Raw genomic sequence first — 19,736 nt, 5'->3', positions numbered from 1 at the left:
AAAGAACCCCCGATCGGAAACGGTCGGGGGTTTTTCTTTTTCAGCGTCTGAATGCTGGCAGCAGCAGGAAAAACCCATTAACTTTTTTTATGTTCTGCATCATGGTTTAGTCAGGGCGGGATGCTCTAACGTGGATCCCGGCGCAAAATAGCGCGCTCTGAAAGGGATAAACAACAGATTAAGGAAAATTAAAATGCACGATAAATGGGAATTTTATAAGGACGAAGCACACAAGTGGCGCTGGAGAAGAACGGCGCCCAACGGCAATATTACCGGCGCCGCCAGTCAGGGCTACGTTAACAAAGCCGATTGCATCGAAAATGCACGACGTAATGGCTACACCGGTTAAGGGCATCACGCTCTGACATCACCCCCGATCGGAAACGGTCGGGGGTTTTTCTTTTGGGTGGGAAAATAGTATAAGTAAGGCGCAATCGTTCGTCTTTCCTCTTGATATGTCACGCTGTCTGCGGCTGCGCCGACTGATCGACTGGCTTCATTTTATTCACCAGCATCGGCACGCTTGCCAGCCTGCAAGCGGCGTGAAATATTGAGACGATATAACGGGATAAGGGCAATGAATGTGCAGAAAGAAAAATCCTTCTTCTGCTACGCTGCCACCCGACTCTGATGATAATAAATGGGGATTACAATGCGGATTAACCTCTTGCTCGGACTGACGGCTGGCGCGTTATTGCTGGCGGGCTGCAGCAGCTCTACGCAACTCTCTTCAGCAGGACAGCGCGTGACGTTCACCGATCAGCAGCCTGGCAATACCTGTCAGCTTCTGGGCAATATTACCGGCTCACAGAGCAACTGGCTGAGCGGTGCAGGCGGCGAAACCAGCGCACTGCGTGGCGCAGCTAACGACCTGCGCAATCGCGCAGCGGAGATGGGCGGTAACGTGATTTATGGAGCAACCAGTCCGACGCAGAACCTGTTGTCCGCGTTCGCGCCACTCGACAGCAAAATGACCGGCCAGGTCTACAAGTGCCCATAATGTGAATCAGGCAGTCTGCCACATTGAACCGGCCAGCCTTTTGCTGGCCGTTTTTATTCCTGACGTAACTGTAAATCTAACGGTGTTTTACTTGGCTCTCCGCCAATTTCACGCGCCAGCTTTGGCACCAGATAGCCGGAGACCTGTGACAGAAGTGCACGCACCAGCTGGCGGGCCTCGTCATCTGACACAAAGAAATGCGCCGCACCCTGTACCTTATCCAGCACGTGCAGATAGTAGGGCAGAATGCCGGCATCAAATAGTGCATTGCTCAGGGTGGCCAGTGTCTGCGCATTATCGTTGACGCCACGCAACAGGACGCTCTGATTCAGCAGGGTCACTCCAGCACGCTTCAGGCTACTCATCGCCTCACGCAGCTCATCATCAATCTCCTGCGCATGGTTGATGTGCGTCACCATCACCACCTGCAGATGCGTCTCGCTGAGCATCTGACAGAGCTGATCGGTAATGCGCGCCGGTATCACCACCGGTAAGCGGCTGTGGATGCGCAGACGTTTCAGATGGGGGATCTGTTCCAGCGCGGCGATAAGCCAGGCGAGCTCATGATCTTTCGCCATCAGCGGATCGCCGCCGGAGAAAATGATCTCATCCAGCTCGGGATGATCGGCGATATAGTCCAGTGCAGCCTGCCAGCTACGCTTGTTGCCGGGATTATCCTGATAGGGGAAATGACGACGGAAGCAGTAGCGACAGTTGACGGCGCAGCCGCCTTTTACCAACAATAAAGCCCGGTTTCGGTATTTATGCAGCAATCCAGGTACAACGTTGCTTTGTTCATCGAGCGGATCGGTGCTATAACCTGGCGCATCAGTGAATTCCTGGCGGCGGGTCAGTACCTGAAGCAGCAGCGGGTCGTGCGCATCGCCTTTTTTCATCCGGCGGATGAACGCATGCGGTACACGTAAGGCGAAAAGACGCCGCGCATCCGCACCTTCAGCCAGCTCAGTGTGCTGATCAAGGGCTAAAATCCGCAGTAATTCATCGGGTTCGGTGACAACATCCGCAAGTTGCTGCAACCAATCTTCTCTGGAAGGTGTTTTTAGGGTTACAATGTGTGCCATTTTTTTGGCTTAGTACCAGTGTCAATTTTCGTAGAGGGCCTTCATGGCGACTTATTCTAGCAACGATTTCCGTCCCGGTCTTAAAATCATGTTCGAAGGCGAGCCGTATGCCATCGAATCCAGTGAGTTCGTTAAACCGGGTAAAGGTCAGGCATTCGCGCGCGTTAAAATGCGTCGCCTGCTGACGGGTTCTCGCGTTGAGAAAACTTTTAAATCTACCGACTCCGCCGAAGGCGCTGACGTAGTAGATACCAACCTGAACTACCTGTACAACGACGGTGAGTTCTACCACTTCATGCATCCGGAAAGCTTTGAGCAGTTCCAGGTTGAAGAGAAGACGGTAAGCGATGCAGCGAAATGGCTGCAGGATAACGCTGAATGTATCGTTACGCTGTGGAACGGTCGTCCGATCGCCGTTCAGCCGCCGAACTTTATCGAAGCTGAAGTTATCGAAACCGATCCAGGCCTGAAAGGTGATACCGCAGGGACTGGCGGCAAGCCAGCTAAACTCTCTACCGGTGCCGTGGTGAAAGTGCCACTGTTCGTGCAAGAGGGCGAAGTGGTGAAAGTTGACACCCGCTCTGGCGAATACGTGTCACGCGTGAAATAAGATTCGCAGGCGCATCTTCTGATGCGCCTTTTTCTTGTCTGAGAGAAAAAAATGATCAAGCTGGCAAAATTAATCGCGTTCGCGTTGCTGGTCTCCTCTGCGCTAAGCGCCTGCAACACATTCCACGGTTTTGGCGAAGATGTCTCTCACTTAGGTGGTGCCATTTCGCGTGCAGCAAAATGACCTTAACTGATTGTCCTTTTTAAAGTCTCGCCAGCAGCAACTGCCGGAAATCCGGCTATGCTTAAAGCGCTGTACTTTACATCCATCAAAAAGGACATTGTTATGTTAAAGAAAAGTATTGCTGCAATCTTCTCTGTACTGGTGCTCTCTTCCCTGCTCACAGCTTGTAATACAACGCGTGGCGTAGGTGAAGATGTCGAAGCGGGCGGCCAGGCGATTCAGAACAGCACGAAGTAACCTGTTATTCCAACCGGTACGAAATGCTTTTCGTACCGGCTTGTCAGATTCTGCACTATTTCTGTTTTACCCAGATTAACTCTTCAACCGGGAAACCATCCCGACGCGCCTGATCAACCAGTTTCTCTTTTACGCCCGGTTCCAGTTGTGGTGTGCGTGACAGTATCCAGAGATAGTGGCGATTCGGTCCACATACCAGCGCATAGCGGTAGTCAGGATCGAGAGCAATCACGTTATAGCCGCCATAGAAGGGGCCGAAGAAAGAGACTTTCAGAGAAGCCCGCGTGGGTTCACCGGTGAAGTAGGCTTTGCCGACGCTCTCCTGCCAGCGCTGCTTTTTGACGTTATAACCACGGTTGATTACCTTCAGGCCGCCATCTTCACGCGGGCTGTAGTTTGCCGTTACCTGTTCAAGTCCGCGCTCAAAAGGGTGGTTAAGGCGGGCAATCTCATACCACTGACCGAGATATCGCTGGCTGTCAAAGTTATCTACGACCGTGACGTTCTTTGGCGGCGTAGTGCTGCAGGCGACAGAGAGAAAAGCACTCAGGCTGGCAACAACTGTTTTCCATGGAGACATAGTGGGATTCCTTTGTGATTTAACCGCTTAAGTATAGAAGCCGAAACGCTGTTTTTGGCAGTACGGGCACGAGATTGTTTGCCGCAGGCATTGCAGGTAGACTTCCCCCCCTAATTTGCATCAGGAGTCATCACCATGAGCGAAACGGCAAGCTGGCAACCAAGCGCATCCATCGCCAATTTGTTAAAACGCGCCGCTATTTTAGCAGAAGTGCGTCGTTTCTTTGCCGATCGCGGCGTGCTGGAAGTGGATACGCCGGCGATGAGCCAGGCCACCATTACCGATATCCATCTGGTGCCATTCCAGACGCGTTTTGTCGGGCCTGGCGCTGCGCAGGGGCGCGATCTCTGGCTGATGACCAGCCCGGAATATCATATGAAACGCCTGCTGGCGGCGGGCAGTGGCCCGATCTATCAGATGGCGCGCAGCTTCCGCAACGAAGAGGCGGGACGTCACCACAACCCGGAATTCACCATGCTGGAGTGGTACCGGCCGCATTATGATATGTACCGTCTGATGAACGAAGTCGACGATCTGATGCAGCAGGTGCTGGAGTGTGACAGCGCTGAGTCGCTCTCCTATCAGCAGGCGTTTATCCGTCATCTTGAGCTGGATCCGCTGTCAGCGGATAAAGCGCAGTTGCGTGAAGCGGCAGAGAAGCTGGGTGAAGGCGAGCTGGCGCGTGCAGAAGAGGATCGCGATACCTTACTGATGCTGCTGTTTATGCTGGGTGTGGAACCGAAGATTGGTCAGGATAAACCCTGCTTCGTTTATCATTTCCCTGCCAGCCAGGCAGCCCTGGCGGAGATCAGCACCGAAGATCACCGCGTGGCCGAACGCTTTGAGGTCTATTACAAAGGCATTGAGCTGGCGAACGGTTTCCGTGAGCTGACCGACAGCCGTGAGCAGCGTCAGCGTTTTGAGCAGGATAACCGTCGCCGTGCGGCGCGCGGCCTGCCTGTGCATCCTATTGATACGTATCTGCTGGATGCGCTGGCGCATGGCATGCCAGCCTGTTCCGGGGTCGCACTGGGTATCGATCGCCTGATCATGCTGGCGTTGAAAGCGGAGTCATTGAGCGATGTCATCGCGTTTCCGGTGGATCGCTGCTAATCGGTTAATCACAAACGATGGCGGATTAGAGGGGAAGGGTTGGCCCGGATGAAGAGCAAAGCGTCCGAGCCAGGATGGCGAGGCCGACCGCCATGGATGGCGGCCTTCTTTGCGATCAGCCGCGCCATCCCTGACCTGGCACAGGTTTCAGCTAACTGCTGCTGTCAGGAAACTCCTGGATGGTGACCGGCAGCGTCAGTTTCTGATCGTTTCGCAGTACCTGCACATCAATCACTGAACCCGGGCGAATTTCTGCCACCTGATCCATGGTCTCCTGCGCGGAGATGGCCGGCTTGCCATTAACGCTGAGCAGCACATCGTTGGCCTGAATCCCGGCTTTATCCGCTGGCCCATCTGGCGTGACCACGCTGACAATAATGCCCTGAACCCGATCCAGATTGCTGCCCTGTCCATGCAGCGGCGGCAGCTCACGCCCGGTAATGCCGATATAGCCGCGGATCACCCGACCATCACGAATCAGCTTATCCATGATCTTCGAGGCTAAAACGGTTGGAATGGCGAAACCAATCCCTTCCGGGGTTTCACCATCACTACTTTTATCGAAGGTCAGGGTGTTAATGCCCATCAGCTCGCCTAGCGAGTTAATCAGCGCGCCGCCGGAGTTACCCTGATTGATTGACGCATCGGTCTGCAGGAAGTTCTGTCGGCCTGATGAGCTTAAGCCAACCCGGCCCGTGGCGCTGATGATGCCCTGCGTGACCGTCTGACCGAGGTTATAGGGGTTGCCGATCGCCATCACCACATCCCCGATATGCGCCTGGCGATTTGGATTGATGGGGATAACGGGCAGGCCGGAGGCCGTAATCTTCAGTACCGCCAGATCGGTCATGCCATCGGAACCCACCAGCGTCGCTTCAAAGAAGCGGCCATCCTGCAGCGCCACGATAATTTGATCGGCATTATTGATCACATGCTTATTGGTAAGGATGTAGCCTTTTGCATTCATGATGACCCCTGAACCCAGGGTCGTGATGCCACGGTTGTTGTTGCCGTGGGCGCTACGATTGTAAACGTTCACAACGGCAGGCACGGCGCGGCGCACCCCTTGATTGAAGCTAAAGGGCGTTTCGTCTGTAATATTTTCGTGGTTATAGAGGGCGTCGCTGCCCATACGCAGTGCAGGCAGTGCTGCGAGCAAAATACCCGCCACAATCAGGCCCAGCACCACGGCACGCAAAAGTTTAAGAAACATGGTGTTAAATTACGCCAGGGGAGATCGCAGGGGAGAATAGCATGAGAGCGGCGGACACACACGTGCTTGTGTCCGCCGTAATGCGAGGTTTATCTCAACAACAGATAGATACTTTCATCGCCGCGCACCACATTCAGTGCCAGTACCGGCGGTTTCCCTTCCAGTATTTTACGCATTTCAGCAATGGTCTGGACCCGGTTACGGTTAACGCCGATAATCACATCATCTTTCTGCAGACCAACCTGTTCAGCCGGTGTGCCTTTTTCGATGGTATCGACCTTCACGCCTTTATCACCGGTCTTAGTCTGTCCATCACTCAGGGTTGCGCCCTGAAGCGCGGGTGACATCAGCTGTGCGCTGGCGGTGCTCTGTGCGCTCTGCTCCAGCGTAACGGTAACCGTTAATGGCTTACCTTCACGCAGCAGGCCAAGCTTAACCTGTTCACCTGGCGGCGTGGTTCCCACTTTGACGCGCAACTCAGCGAAGCTGGTAATCGGCTTATCGTTGATCGACGTAATGATATCGCCTGACTTCACGCCCGCTTTCTGCGCGGCAGATTGCGGTAAGACTTCAGAGACAAAGGCGCCGCGCTGTGCATCGACATTGAATGCTTTAGCCATATCGGCTGTCATTTCAGTGCCTTTGATGCCGAGCTGACCGCGCTTCACTTCACCAAATTTAATCAGCTGCTGCGCGAGGTTCATCGCCATATCACTCGGGATAGCAAAGCCGATACCGATGTTACCGCCGCTGGAGGCGAGAATCGCGGTGTTGATACCGATCAGTTCACCATTAAGGTTGACCAGCGCACCGCCTGAGTTGCCACGGTTGATCGCGGCATCGGTCTGAATAAAGTTTTCCAGTCCTTCCAGGTTCAGGCCGCTGCGGCCCAGTGCGGAGATAATACCGGAGGTGGCCGTCTGTCCCAGCCCGAACGGGTTACCGATAGCTACCGCGAAATCACCCACTTTCAGCTGGTCAGAGTCCGCGACTTTCACCTGCGTGAGGTTTTTTGCGCCCTGAATCTGAATCAGCGCGATATCGGTCTGCTCATCATGACCAATCAGTTTGGCTTCATATTCACTGCCGTCGCCAAGCTGTACGTTGATTTTATCCGCACCGTTGACCACGTGATTGTTGGTGAGCACGTAGCCTTTCGCGGCATCGATGATCACGCCAGAACCTAAACCTTCAAACGGCTGTGGCTGACTATTTCCGCCAGGCATCTGACCAAAAAAACGCTTCAGCGGTTCAGGAATATCCTGAGCCTGTGCACCCGAATCAGTGCCTTCCACGTGCACACTGACCACGGCAGGTAACACTTTCTCCAGCATCGGTGCCAGACTCGGCAGCGGCTGGCCCGCAATTTGTGCTGGCAGCGTTGCCATCGCGTCTGGCGCGGCGGCAAGGCTCATCCCAATACTCAGGGCTAATGCGCTAAACAGGCGTGCTTGTTTTTTCATTGCTACAACGCTCTCGCTGCAAAAGGTGGGAGGAATTAATAAGTGTGACAGTCGTTTGCGGTCAGGGTTCGCAAAAACAGCGGGCGCAGACAGGCTGCGCCCCAAAAAGATTAGTCGCGGGCAGGGCGCTCGCCACGCAGTAAACCGGATGCGCCTTCAGAATAGTCGCGCGGCATCTGCACCGGCACCTGATCGTTGTCCGCTTCGGCTTCAGTCAGCTGATAGGCAAACGGATTTTTCTGGCCAGGCAGATTCGGCAGCAGGTCATTTGAGCCTTTTGCCATGTGCTGATAGAGCTGACGATAATCACGCGCCATGTTGTCCAGCAGCTCCGCACTCTGCGCGAAGTGGTTGGTCAGCTCTTCGCGATAATCCGCCAGCTCCGCTTTCGATTTTTCCAGCTCGTACTGCATGCTGCGCTGCTCACGCAGCTTTTTGTTGCCAAAACGCATGGCGACTGCGCCGACAATAATACCAACCACTAAACCAATTAGCCCGTATTCCCAGGTCATAATGACTCCCGTGTTATTTCCATTGTTCCGTAGGGCATTGCACCATTTCAATAATAGTCACTATACCCGTTAATCTTATGGATGTGGAACTCTGGAGCAGCATGGCTTAGTGTAGAACGGCCTTTTTTTCAGCAACCGTGGTATGAATCAGACACCATTCAGGGACTTTGAAACAACAATGCAAACCTCAACTCCGCTTGCACGCTATGAACAGGCGCTGTCGCAGGGCGAATTCAGGCCCGATGACGTACAACGTGAAGCGATTACCCGTTTAGACGCGCTGCAGCAGGCGCTGGTTGCACGGCAACAATCCGCCGCGCCTGCCACATCCAGCCTGCTGGGTCGCCTGTCAAAATTGATCGGTAAAGAGAAAAACGAGACACCACAACCGGTACGTGGACTCTATATGTGGGGCGGTGTCGGTCGCGGTAAGACCTGGGTCATGGATCTCTTTTTTCAGTCTATTCCTGGCGATCGCAAACTGCGTCTGCACTTCCACCGCTTTATGCTGCGGGTGCATGAAGAGCTGACGCAGCTTCAGGGGCAGAGCGATCCGTTACTGATTATTGCGGACAAATTCAAAGCAGAAACGGATATCCTCTGTTTTGATGAATTTTTTGTCTCCGATATCACCGATGCGATGCTGCTGGGCACGCTGATGGAGGCGCTGTTTGAACGCGGCATTGCGCTGGTGGCCACCTCGAACATTCCGCCTGATGATCTCTATCGTAATGGTCTGCAGCGCGCGCGCTTCCTGCCTGCCATCGAGCAGATCAAACGTCATTGTGATGTGATGAATGTGGATGCCGGTATCGACTACCGGTTACGCACGCTGACCTCCGCGCACCTGTGGAACTCTCCGCTGAACAAAGAGACGCACGCTGAAATGGCGCGGATGTTTAAAGCGCTGTCGGGCAGCCAGCCTGAAGATGCGCCGGTTCTGGAAATTAATCACCGCCAGATGCCGACGCTGGGCGTCAGCGAGGGCGTGCTGGCGATTAATTTCACCACCCTGTGTGGCGAAGGGCGCAGCCAGCATGACTATATTGCGCTGTCGCGCCGTTTTCACAGTGTGCTGCTGTATGACGTGCCGGTAATGATCTACAAAACCGAAGATCAGGCACGGCGTTTCCTCGCACTGGTCGATGAGTTCTATGAACGGCATGTGAAGCTGGTGGTCGCGGCAGAAACGTCACTGACCGAGATTTATCAGGGCACGCGGCTGAAGTTTGAATACCAGCGCTGTTTATCCCGACTTCAGGAGATGCAGAGCGAAGAGTATCTGCGTTTACCGCACCTGCCGTGAGAATAATCGGGATAAATACCGAAATAGGGTTCGATTTTTGTAACCGACTTCTCTATAATCTTGCGACCCCACGTTACAGCAAAGGATTTTTTTCCCAAATCCTCTGTGTTCCAGTAACTCTATCCGAAGGGGTGGCTTGCTGGTCAAAATGGTCGTGTGAGCCTCATTCGTTTACTTAAGCGTTTGGGATTTCACCAACGTGTAACTTAATTTGGGTAAGCTTTTCGATGAAAACTTTTACAGCTAAACCAGAAACCGTCCAACGTGACTGGTTTGTAGTTGACGCAACGGGCAAAACTTTGGGTCGCCTGGCGACTGAACTGGCGCGCCGTCTGCGTGGTAAGCATAAAGCGGAATACACTCCGCACGTTGATACGGGTGATTACATCATCGTTCTGAACGCAGAAAAAGTTGCTGTAACCGGCAACAAGCGTACTGACAAGATCTACTATCACCACACTGGCCACATCGGTGGTATCAAACAGGCGACCTTTGAAGAGATGATTGCTCGCCGTCCTGAGCGTGTGATTGAGATCGCGGTTAAAGGCATGCTGCCGAAGGGCCCGCTGGGTCGTGCTATGTACCGTAAACTGAAAGTTTACGCAGGCAACGAGCACACCCATGCGGCACAGCAACCGCAAGTTCTTGACATTTAATCGGGATTAAAGGCAATGGCTGAAACTCAAAACTACGGCACTGGTCGCCGCAAAAGCTCTACCGCTCGCGTATTCATTAAGCCGGGTAGCGGTAACATCGTAATTAACCAACGTTCTCTGGAACAGTACTTCGGTCGCGAAACTGCCCGCATGGTAGTTCGTCAGCCGCTTGAGCTGCTGGACCTGGTTGGTAAATTCGATCTCTATGTCACTGTTAAAGGTGGCGGTATTTCTGGTCAGGCTGGTGCGATCCGTCACGGTATCACCCGCGCTCTGATGGAATACGACGAATCACTGCGTGGCGAGCTGCGTAAAGCTGGCTTCGTAACGCGTGATGCGCGTCAGGTTGAACGTAAGAAAGTCGGCCTGCGTAAAGCACGTCGTCGTCCTCAGTTCTCCAAGCGTTAATTGTTTGCAGCTCCGGCTGCGGCAATTGGCTCAAAAAACCCGCTTCGGCGGGTTTTTTATTTTCTGCCTTCCCATAAACTGTCCGCGAAAACCGTAACGCCGCGCTCAATTTACCTGCAAAGATTCATTCCACGCCCACAAGCAGCCTAAAATCTGGTAAACTCTGTGTCACTTTGCGCCCGCAGGCCGGTGCGTTATGCGCCTCCCCACTGTCGGGGCGTCAGTATCTGTGACGCAGCTAACCAGGTTGCGTGCGAGTTCGATAAGCAAGTGAGTCGCCGTGTGGTTGGCTATTCGCAGTATCTTTTTGTGAACAAACTTGGAGGTTTTCATGGCTGTCGCTGCCAACAAACGTTCGGTAATGACGCTGTTTTCTGGTCCTACTGACATTTTCAGCCATCAGGTACGTATCGTCCTGGCGGAGAAGGGTGTCAGCGTAGAGATCGAGCAGGTCGAAATGGATAACCTGCCGCAGGATCTGATTGACCTCAATCCGTATCGCACGGTACCGACGCTGGTAGATCGTGAGCTGACGCTGTATGAATCACGCATCATCATGGAATATTTAGATGAGCGCTTCCCGCATCCGCCACTGATGCCGGTTTATCCGGTTGCCCGTGGTGATAGCCGCCTGATGATGCACCGCATCGAGCAGGACTGGTATAGCCTGATGAGGAAAGTAGAGAACAGCAGCGGTCAGGAAGCGGAAGCGGCACGCAAGCAACTGCGTGAAGAGCTGCTGGCTATCGCGCCACTGTTTGGCCGTACGCCTTATTTCATGAGCGAAGAGTTCAGCCTGGTTGATTGCTATCTGGCTCCGCTGTTATGGCGTCTGCCGTCAATGGGTATCGATTTGATCGGCTCAGGTTCAAAAGAGCTGAAAGGTTACATGAATCGCGTATTTGAGCGTGACTCCTTCCTCGCTTCATTAACTGAAGCTGAACGTGAAATGCGGCTGCAAGCCCGGGCTTAACGTATGGAAATGTCGCAACTTACTGCACGTCGTCCCTATCTGCTGCGCGCCTTTTATGACTGGTTGCTCGACAATCAGCTGACGCCGCATCTGGTGGTCGACATAAATCTGCCGGGTGTGCAGGTGCCGCTGGAGTATGCGCGCGATGGTCAGATAGTCCTGAACATTGCGCCACGTGCTGTCGGTAACCTCGATCTGGCAAACGATCAGGTGTCGTTCAACGCCCGCTTTGGTGGCGTTCCTCGCCAGGTTAACGTGCCGATGGCGGCGATTCTGGCAATCTATGCGCGTGAAAATGGCGCCGGGACGATGTTTGAACCGGAACCGGCTTACGAGCTGGGCACGCATGAGGCGTCAGAGGGTCAGGAAGAGACTATGATGTCGGTGATTGATGGTGATCGTCCTGACGATGCCAGCGATGACGAGACACCGCCTGATGACGATCCACCGCCACGTGGTGGACGACCTTCACTGCGCGTAGTGAAATAGCAGTGACATAACAGCGAATACCCGTCCATCCGACGGGTATTTTTTTGCCTGTCGGCCATAAAAAAATCCGGCTGCCTGCGCAAGCCGGATTTTTTCAGCAGACCATCGCGATCAATAGACGTCGCGCAGGTAGCGCTTCTCTTTCTTCAGCTGATCGACATAGTCAGCAGCGCGCTCGGTGGAGAGACCACCAAACTGGCGAACCACTTCATACAGCGCGTTATCCACATCCTTCGCCATACGCGATGCATCGCCACAGACATAGAAGTAAGCCCCTTCCTGCAGCCAGGCATACAACTCAGCGCCCTGTTCAAGCATCCGGCTCTGCACGTAGATTTTCTTCTCCTGATCGCGTGAGAAGGCCAGATCCAGACGCGTCAGCAAGCCATTATCGCGCCAGGCAAGTAATTCATCCTGATAGATAAAGTCATGTTCCTGATGCTGATCGCCGAAGAACAGCCAGTTTTTGCCCTGCGCGCCGGTTGCCTGGCGCTCCTGCAGGAAAGCACGGAATGGTGCGATACCGGTACCTGGTCCCACCATGATCAGCGGTGCGCTGTTGTTGGCAGGCACGCGGAACGATTTATTGGGTGAGATAAAGATGGCGGGCTTCTCACCGCGACGCACACGCTCGGCCAGGTAGGTCGAGCAGACGCCACCGCGATTACGGCCGCCACTGTGATAACGCACCGAGGCAACGGTCAGATGCACCTGGTCTGGATGGGCTTTAGAGCTGGATGAAATAGAGTAAGCGCGATGCTGCAGCGGACGCAGCAGCGCGACAAACTCGGGTACCGCCAGCGTGCGCGTCAGCTCAAGCTGCAGCAGGTCAAGGGTATCTTTGCCCCACAGCCACACGCCCAGCGCATCTTTATCATCATGCTGTAACACATGACGCAGCTCCTGGTTGGTGGTGTTCTGCCCGACCCATTCGATTAACTTGCGCGACGGCTCTGAGATCTCAAACTGATAGGTCAGCAGGTCGCCAAGGCTGCGATCAAAGCCGGGCACCGGCGTCTCGTAGTCCGCGTTAAGCTGGGTCAGCAGCAGGCTGACCAGCGACGGCTCGTTGACCGGAATTACGCCCAGCGCATCGCCCGCTTCATACTTCAGGCCGCTGTCAGACAGGTCGAACTCGAAATGACGAATATCTTTGGCCGACTGCTCGCCTGACAAACGCTTGTTGGTGATCAGCGCAGCAGCGTAAGGATTGGATTTGTTGCTGCCTGGAATGACTGGCGCTTCAGGCGCGCTCTCCAGCACGGTGCCGCTGCTGCCCGCGCTGGCGGCAAACTGTGGCATTGAGCTGTTCAGCCACTCGCTGGAAGGCTCCTCAAAATCGATATCACAATCGATACGATCAACCACGCGTTTCGCGCCCAACTGCTCAAGGCGCATATCAATAAACTTGCCCGCCTGACAGAAGCCATCGTAGCCGGTATCGCCAATCGCCAGCACGGCGAAATGCATCTGCTCCAGACGCGGTGCGGTACTGGCAGAGATCGCATCCCAGAACAGCTGCGCGTTGTCCGGCATTTCACCTTCGCCATAGGTCGAGGTGACGATCAGTACATGGCGCATGGTGGCAAATACGTCGAGATCGACATCGCCCAGCGCCTGAACCACCGGCACCAGACCTTTAGCGCGCGCAGACTTCGCTGCGGTCTGCGCCAGTGCTTCAGCATTGCCGGTCTGTGAGCCATAAAGAATGTGCAGTTGCGTCGTCGCGGCTGCGCTTGTGCCCGCGGCGGGTTGCTGCTTGTCTTCTAATACCAGCAAACGGGAATGCAGACCCGCAAGAAAGCCAGCCAGCCAGTACTTCTGATCGCCATTAAAAGGTGCATCTTCTGGAATATAAGGAATTTTCATGGGTACTTTTACTCAATCCCGTTCTCGCCCGTCATCAGTGGCATTGTCCGGTGTGAAAGCGGTTCCGCTTTCCCGCGCCGCATCATGTGCGACAGGGGAGAGCGGTGCTGCATCTGTCCGGTACAACGATTAATCCGGGCAATGATCAATTAATAATATTCAGTTCAGCCTGATCAGTATCACTGTCAGGAGAGTTTACCCACCGCAGCGGCGATTTCCGGCAATGCCGCACGTGCAAACAGCTCTTCAAAGTCAGGCAGGTGGCCCAGCACTTCCCGGTTACAGGCATCCTGATACATGATCCAGCCATAGGTTGCCAGACTGTCCATGGAGCGGATGTTACGTTGCGTTAGCGCCGCTTTGTAATCTGACATGCGTTTGGTTCCAATCAGACTCGCCAGTTCATCATCGCTGTAGCTCTCGATAGCGGAACGGGCATGACGCTGCAGCTTGCTTATCAGCGAAAAGTCTTCCGTCATCAACAGATTACGGACTGCTTTTTCAACTGCCGCATCTTCAACCGGGGTGCCTTTCGGTAATTTGCCCAGCGCCAGCTGCTGGGCAAAACTCAGCACGGTGTAGTTGTTCAGCAGGACAAACATCTCCAGCGTATCGGTCGCGCCATAAGCCGGTACGGCACCGTTGGCGATGGTTTTACCCTGACGCCATGCGGCTTTAAACTTCGCCACCTGATGGCCTGCCAGCGCCGTCGACAGCTCTTCGAGCAGATCTTTGCGGCTCTTGGCTTTCAGAATCTCGCCGCCATCCTGATAGAGCAGCAGCGAGCGCGGCATCACGTAAACAAAGTGGTGACACTCCGTTTCCCAGTTCTCCAGCAGCCAGGCGGCACGCGGTGATTTGGTCGCCTCCAGATGCCAGTTCAGCATGGTCAGCACCGCCTGCTTGTGAACCTGGGCCATCTCATCCTGATCGGCAATCGAGCCGAACTGCACCGAATCACCGGCAGCATGGCTGGCCAGCGATCCATAGGGGTCGTACTGGTAGGCGAAGCCGCCGCTCATGCCGTTGCCAAATCCTTTACCGAAGGTGCCCAGGTTGAGGATGGCACCGTTGGTCATATATTCGCAGCAGAAGTCACCGACGCCTTCAACCACGGCGGTGGCACCGGAGTTACGCACCGCGAAACGGTCACCGGCCTGGCCCTGCACGAACAGACGTCCGCCTGTCGCGCCAAACAGCGCAAAGTTACCAATCAGCACGTTGCCATCGGCATCCTGCGCGCCGCCACCAGGCGACATCACGATCAGTTCGCCGCCACACTGTCCTTTGCCGACACCGTCGTTACAGGTGCCGTAATGGGTCAGCTGCATGCCATCGTTGCAGAAGGCGCCAAACGACTGACCGGCAGAACCGGTGGTGGAAATTTTTACGCTCTCAGGGGCCAGATAACGACGACCGCGGTCGTCAGTCAATACGGCAGGCATCGCCTGCAGCTGCTCAGAACTCAGCTGATGGTTCAGCATCCGCTCAATATCGATGGCCAGCTGGCCGCCGACACTTTTGTTTCGGTTATTCAGCACGATGTTGTTGCCCAGAGTGACGTCAGGATTTCCCTGATCCACCAGCGACAGCTTCAGTTGCTCAATCCAGACATCATCCAGCTCAAAATCTTTTTCCAGATAAACCGGCTTGTCGATTTTCAGCTCAGGCACCACGGTAAGCATGGCGCGTAAGTCGAGCTTGCCCACTTCCAGCGGGTGATCCATCAGGTGCAACAGGTCAGAGCGACCGCGTGCCTCACGCAGGGAACGCAGGCCCATACGCGCAAGGATTTCACGCACTTCATGCGCCACGTTGAGGAAATACTGCGCCAGCTGACGCGGATCGCCATCAAACGCTTCGGCATTCGTGGTTAAGCCAGCCGGGCACTTAACGTTACAGTTCTTCGCCATCACGCATTTCAGCATCATCAGCGCCGTCGTACCGAACTCAAAGCTGTCGCCGCCCAGCAGCGCAGATTTCACCACGTCGCTGCCGGTCTGCTGTGCGCCAGAGCAGCGCAGCAGCACTTTCTCACGCAGGCCGTTGGCGCACAGCGCCTGGTGGACTTCAGCGATGCCGATTTCAGCCACGCGTCCGGTATATTTCAGGCTGGTCACCGACGCAGCGCCGGTACCGCCGGTGTTACCCGCAACGTTAATCACGTCTGCACCGGCTTTGGCCACGCCGACCGCGATGGTGCCGATCCCTTCAGACGAGACCAGCTTGACGATAACGCGCACCCGCGCGGCTTTGCAGTCGTGGATCAACTGCGCCAGATCTTCGATGGAATAGGTGTCGTGATGCGGCGGCGGTGAGACCAGCTCGACGCCAGGCGTACCGCCACGCGCGGCAGCAATCTCGACGGTAACTTTGGCCGCCGGTAGCTGGCCGCCTTCACCAGGTTTCGCACCCTGACCAATTTTGATCTCCAGCTCTTCCAGCATCGGATCCGCCAGATAGGCAGCCCAGACGCCGAAACGGCCCGAAGCCAGCTGTTTGATCCGTGAGGCACGAATGGTGCCGTGACGGGAGTAATGCTCGCCGCCTTCACCGCAGTTACTCATGCCGCCGACCATATTGGTGCCGTGCGCGACCGCTTCATGAGCGGGAGCCACCAGCGCACCGTGGCTCATCGCCCCGGAGGCAAAGGTACGGGTAATTTCACAGGCTGGCTGCACTTCGCTCAGCGGCAGTGAGGGCAGGGTGGTGAAGATACGTGACAGATAATCGGCCGCTTTACCGTAAGCGGTCACTTTCAGACCGCCAGTCACCACTTCGCTGCTTTCGATATCGTCACCGAAGCGGGATTTCAGGGCGCGAGACAGGTTCTGCAGGCGTTCGCTCTCAGGCTTCAGTCCTTCAATCGCATCGGTCAGACGCAGCATAAAGTGATTCAGGCTGCCATCTACCGCTTCACACTCCATGCCACGAATGGCAAAGCCATTGTTGGTCAGCGAGTAGCGTCCCAGCTTGCGGCGGAACTCCGCTTCGCTGTCGATGTGGGTCAGGTCAGCCGGGAATGTCAGGATGTCGCGCAGGGCCGCCGGGCGACGTTTACGCTCTTCATACATCAGGCTTGAGAACTGACGGTAATCAGCAGTAATCGCGAAATTATTGATCACCTCATCCGGGATGCGCTCAAAGCTGCTGTCTTTAAAGGTCTCAGGCTTGATGCCAAACGCATTATCCAGTTTAGCCAGCGTCATCAGGCGGATGAAGTTGTCCTCTTCGCGCGCTTTGTCGGCAAAGCGAATCGGTTCTTCGGTCATATCGATAAAGGTCCGCACGGCGATGGTGCCGTAGGAGTGACCTGCGCCTTCTGCACGCTCTTTGAACAGGCCCAGCAACGGAACTTCAGATTCGCCCTGAATCTTCAGTGCGCTCTGGTGCCAGTCAACGGCCATCTGCGCGATCGTCGCGAAGCCTGCGCCGCCCACCGGCGTTTTGATATTCGGGAAATACTTTTTCAGCACCGGATCATCGGTGTTGAGGAAGTTAGGCTCAAAGAACTCACCGCTGCTGTAGCTCTCAACGGTACAGAGGCCCACTTTGCCCATGGTTTTCATCAGTGCTTTTTCAGCCGCTTTGGCATAGCGCTTAAAGGCTTTGTTACCTTCTTCACCTTCACCAAATTTCTCCTCTGCGCGCATCTGTACGCCCAGCGGATAGATAGCTGACGCCCCAAAGCCAAGTGTGGCGGCAATGTGGTGCGACGAGATGCTCTGGCCGCTTTCAACCACCAGAGAAACATCCAGACGCAACCCTTCCTTTATCAGGCGCTGGTTGATGGCGGAAACCACCAGCAGCATCGGGATCGCGGCGTGCTTTGAAGAGATATGGCGATCGGTAAGTACGGCGATGCCACCCTGGGTACGGGCAAAATCAACCACCTGTTGCGCCAGGTCATCAATCGCCTTTTCCAGGGCATTCGCGTTCGCGGTGGTGCTCAGCAAATCTTTGCCGATCACCGGCTCATAGAGCATCTCAAAGCGGGCATAAGGTGCGATGGTCTGCTCGCGTAAACGCAGCATATCAAGGTGGCTGAGAATCGGGGTCGGCACCACAATCTGACGGCCTTTGCTGCGGCCCAGATGGGGTTTTGCCCCCAGCGCGACCCGCAACGTCATGCCATCCACTTCACGGATAGAATCCAGCGGCGGGTTGGTGACCTGCGCAAAGCGCTGAGAGAAGTAGTGCGCCATGCCGCCTTCATGATCGGATAAGCCGTTGATGGCATTGCCGTAACCCATCGCAGAGATCTTCTCTGCGCCGGTATTCAGCATCGGATCCATCATGAACTTGAAGCTTTCCTGGTTGTAGTAGTAGGCAACAAAGCGCTGATACGTTTTCAGATCGCCACGATAACGCAGCGGTGAACCCTGTTGTTCTGCCGGGATTTCGGGCAGATCGTCAAGACCGACGCGCGCTTCACGCAGCAACGCCGAATAATCTTTCTCTGCGGCCAGTTTTTCCAGCGCCTGCAGCGTGGTATAGCTGCGTTTTTCACGGTGATCGAAATAGAGCATACCGCCCGCTTCGATACGGCCACGACGCAACACGCTTTCAGGTGGGAAGGCGATCTGGCCCGCTTCCGACATCGCACCGATATAGTCAGCGGTTTCCACTGAACGCAGGGGACGCAGACCCAGACGATCAAGACGGGCGCCAATTACTTCGCCATTACCAAAGATTAAGGCAGCAGGGCCGTCGTTCTTCTCTTCATACAGCGAGAAGTACTCCAGCATGTCACGCACTTCTGGCGACAGCGCGCTGTCGTTTTCCCAGGCGGGCGGCATCATCGACACCACGGCGGTGATCAGATCGAGGTCATCTTCCATCAGACGGCTGTGGATGCTCTGATCCAGGCGCGAACTGTCGGACTGGCCTTTAGGCCGCACGATGGTCTTGCCACGGGCCAGTGCCAGCGCGGACTCAGCGATGCGGTTTTTACGGTCAGTGTTCAGCTCGCCGTTGTGCGCCATCAGGCGGAACGGCTGCGCCATCGTGGTATGGGGATCGGTGTTAGTGGAGAAGCGGGTGTGGAAAAACAGCCCGCGCACCTGATGATCGGGATCGGTCAGATCTTTGAAGTAAGGGATCACTTCATTGGAATTCAGACGGGCTTTGAACACCTGCGTGCGTGACGACAGCGACAGCGGATAGAGGCCGCCAAATTCGCTTTCGGTAAAGGCACGGGCTTCAATGGTTAACAGGGCGCGGTAGATGCGTTTTTCGAAGTCGTTCTGATCAACTACATCCTGTGGCGCAGTGAAAATCCACTGCAGAATCGGTAACTGGAACTGCGCGGCTGCCGGGCGCGTCACGCTGCTGTCGAGCGGCATGTCACGCTTCATGAGTACCGGCAGACCAAAGCTGCTGAGGGTTTCATCCACCAGACGTTCGGCATTCGCGCGCAGCTCAGCATCTTTCGGCACAAAGAAGTTACCGACACCAAAGCGTCCCGCTTCCAGCGGCTGGCCGGTAATTTTGCGGAAGAATTGCAGCGAAAGATCAACGTTGACCCCCGCGCCGTCGCCAACGCCTTCCGCTGACATGCCGCCGCGGTGAGGCACCGTACACAGGGCGCTGTGCGCCATCTGCAGAATCTCGTGGGTCTGCTCGCCGTCCTTACGCGTAATGAAACCTACACCACAGCTGTCACTGCCTGCTGTCGGATCATACAAGCCATAGGATTGAGGTTTTTTAGTGGACATTGAGGGTCTCCTTAAACTGCTTTGACATTACCTGCACTGTTTCAGGGTCTGAGCGCAACGGGGGCGCTATCATTTTCATCGCCATGCTCTGTCGAGCGCGCGTCATAGCCCTGAGCATTTCTCTCCAGACATCGGTAAAACGTCCTTAATTGAGCTGCTCTCTGATTTCCGGTCTCTTAAAGGAGATGACTTAAACCACGCGGGAGTCTTCTTGTTGCATAGATATGCCGAGACAATGGCCCGTCTGGAAAGCTTTCAGCGGATTTCCAACTTATCGGGAAAGCGTAATCAGGTCAAATAGGGTGGTCAGACGGGATTATCATGC

General features: G+C 55.0%; 18 protein-coding genes. 11 read left to right on the top strand and 7 right to left on the bottom strand.

What is annotated here, in order from left to right; all coding sequences use genetic code 11:
* Nucleotides 1–193: 193 nt before the first annotated feature.
* Nucleotides 194–349 (top strand): YegP family protein, encoded by a 156-nt coding sequence (locus tag ACXKZD_RS17465; RefSeq protein ID WP_010251985.1) that lies wholly within the window; start codon nucleotides 194–196, stop codon nucleotides 347–349.
* 303 nt (nucleotides 350–652) lie between these two features.
* Entirely contained in the window at nucleotides 653–1,000 is a 348-nt protein-coding gene (locus ACXKZD_RS17460) for a DUF4156 domain-containing protein (RefSeq protein ID WP_010251983.1), read from the top strand.
* 53 nt (nucleotides 1,001–1,053) lie between these two features.
* Here ACXKZD_RS17460 and epmB read toward each other — a convergent pair whose 3' ends face one another.
* A complete protein-coding gene (gene epmB / locus ACXKZD_RS17455) occupies nucleotides 1,054–2,082 on the bottom strand; it encodes an EF-P beta-lysylation protein EpmB (protein ID WP_488981773.1) in 1,029 nt (342 codons plus the stop codon).
* 43 nt (nucleotides 2,083–2,125) lie between these two features.
* Here epmB and efp point away from each other — a divergent pair, with 43 nt between their 5' ends.
* From efp to ACXKZD_RS17440, 3 genes are all read left to right on the top strand, one after another.
* Nucleotides 2,126–2,692 carry an elongation factor P gene (gene efp / locus ACXKZD_RS17450; protein ID WP_010251979.1) on the top strand — a complete coding sequence of 189 codons (567 nt, stop codon included), beginning with the start codon at nucleotides 2,126–2,128 and terminating at the stop codon, nucleotides 2,690–2,692.
* Between the two features lie 51 nt (nucleotides 2,693–2,743).
* On the top strand, nucleotides 2,744–2,875 hold the full coding sequence (locus ACXKZD_RS17445; protein WP_003848306.1) for an entericidin A/B family lipoprotein: 132 nt from the start codon (nucleotides 2,744–2,746) through the stop codon (nucleotides 2,873–2,875).
* A gap of 102 nt (nucleotides 2,876–2,977) precedes the next feature.
* Nucleotides 2,978–3,112: an entericidin A/B family lipoprotein gene (locus ACXKZD_RS17440; protein WP_003848302.1), complete on the top strand. Its 135-nt coding sequence runs from the start codon at nucleotides 2,978–2,980 to the stop codon at nucleotides 3,110–3,112.
* Between the two features lie 55 nt (nucleotides 3,113–3,167).
* Here the strand turns inward: ACXKZD_RS17440 and ACXKZD_RS17435 are convergent, their stop codons facing one another.
* A complete protein-coding gene (locus ACXKZD_RS17435; RefSeq protein WP_010672015.1) occupies nucleotides 3,168–3,692 on the bottom strand; it encodes a lipocalin family protein in 525 nt (174 codons plus the stop codon).
* 135 nt (nucleotides 3,693–3,827) lie between these two features.
* Here ACXKZD_RS17435 and epmA point away from each other — a divergent pair, with 135 nt between their 5' ends.
* Nucleotides 3,828–4,805: an elongation factor P--(R)-beta-lysine ligase gene (gene epmA / locus ACXKZD_RS17430; protein WP_003848297.1), complete on the top strand. Its 978-nt coding sequence runs from the start codon at nucleotides 3,828–3,830 to the stop codon at nucleotides 4,803–4,805.
* 151 nt (nucleotides 4,806–4,956) lie between these two features.
* On the opposite strand, the gene degS is transcribed toward epmA, so the two are convergent.
* From degS to zapG, 3 genes are all read right to left on the bottom strand, one after another.
* Nucleotides 4,957–6,018, bottom strand: a complete 1,062-nt coding sequence (gene degS, locus ACXKZD_RS17425; protein ID WP_010251964.1) for an outer membrane-stress sensor serine endopeptidase DegS — start codon at nucleotides 6,016–6,018, stop codon at nucleotides 4,957–4,959.
* An 89-nt stretch (nucleotides 6,019–6,107) separates the two neighbouring features.
* On the bottom strand, nucleotides 6,108–7,481 hold the full coding sequence (gene degQ / locus ACXKZD_RS17420) for a serine endoprotease DegQ (RefSeq protein ID WP_010251960.1): 1,374 nt from the start codon (nucleotides 7,479–7,481) through the stop codon (nucleotides 6,108–6,110).
* 110 nt (nucleotides 7,482–7,591) lie between these two features.
* Nucleotides 7,592–7,993: a Z-ring associated protein ZapG gene (zapG, locus tag ACXKZD_RS17415; RefSeq protein ID WP_003848291.1), complete on the bottom strand. Its 402-nt coding sequence runs from the start codon at nucleotides 7,991–7,993 to the stop codon at nucleotides 7,592–7,594.
* Between the two features lie 178 nt (nucleotides 7,994–8,171).
* Between zapG and zapE the strand changes: the two genes are divergently transcribed.
* The 5 genes from zapE (at nucleotide 8,172) to sspB (ending at nucleotide 11,825) form a co-directional block, all read left to right on the top strand.
* A complete protein-coding gene (gene zapE, locus ACXKZD_RS17410; protein WP_033759613.1) occupies nucleotides 8,172–9,299 on the top strand; it encodes a cell division protein ZapE in 1,128 nt (375 codons plus the stop codon).
* Nucleotides 9,300–9,526: 227 nt separating this feature from the next.
* Nucleotides 9,527–9,955, top strand: coding sequence for a 50S ribosomal protein L13 (gene rplM, locus ACXKZD_RS17405; RefSeq protein WP_008925400.1), 429 nt, complete (start codon nucleotides 9,527–9,529; stop codon nucleotides 9,953–9,955).
* Nucleotides 9,956–9,970: 15 nt separating this feature from the next.
* Entirely contained in the window at nucleotides 9,971–10,363 is a 393-nt protein-coding gene (gene rpsI, locus ACXKZD_RS17400) for a 30S ribosomal protein S9 (RefSeq protein ID WP_008925401.1), read from the top strand.
* Nucleotides 10,364–10,694: 331 nt separating this feature from the next.
* Entirely contained in the window at nucleotides 10,695–11,336 is a 642-nt protein-coding gene (gene sspA / locus ACXKZD_RS17395) for a stringent starvation protein SspA (protein ID WP_009092481.1), read from the top strand.
* A 3-nt stretch (nucleotides 11,337–11,339) separates the two neighbouring features.
* On the top strand, nucleotides 11,340–11,825 hold the full coding sequence (gene sspB, locus ACXKZD_RS17390) for a ClpXP protease specificity-enhancing factor (protein WP_010251939.1): 486 nt from the start codon (nucleotides 11,340–11,342) through the stop codon (nucleotides 11,823–11,825).
* 111 nt (nucleotides 11,826–11,936) lie between these two features.
* Here the strand turns inward: sspB and ACXKZD_RS17385 are convergent, their stop codons facing one another.
* Nucleotides 11,937–13,694, bottom strand: coding sequence for a sulfite reductase subunit alpha (locus ACXKZD_RS17385; protein WP_010251935.1), 1,758 nt, complete (start codon nucleotides 13,692–13,694; stop codon nucleotides 11,937–11,939).
* A 185-nt stretch (nucleotides 13,695–13,879) separates the two neighbouring features.
* Nucleotides 13,880–19,411 carry a glutamate synthase-related protein gene (locus tag ACXKZD_RS17380; RefSeq protein ID WP_307381136.1) on the bottom strand — a complete coding sequence of 1,844 codons (5,532 nt, stop codon included), beginning with the start codon at nucleotides 19,409–19,411 and terminating at the stop codon, nucleotides 13,880–13,882.
* Nucleotides 19,412–19,736: the final 325 nt, after the last annotated feature.

The organism is Pantoea sp. ABR1s, from assembly GCF_057812235.1.
This window is presented reverse-complemented; position numbering and strand designations above follow the sequence as displayed.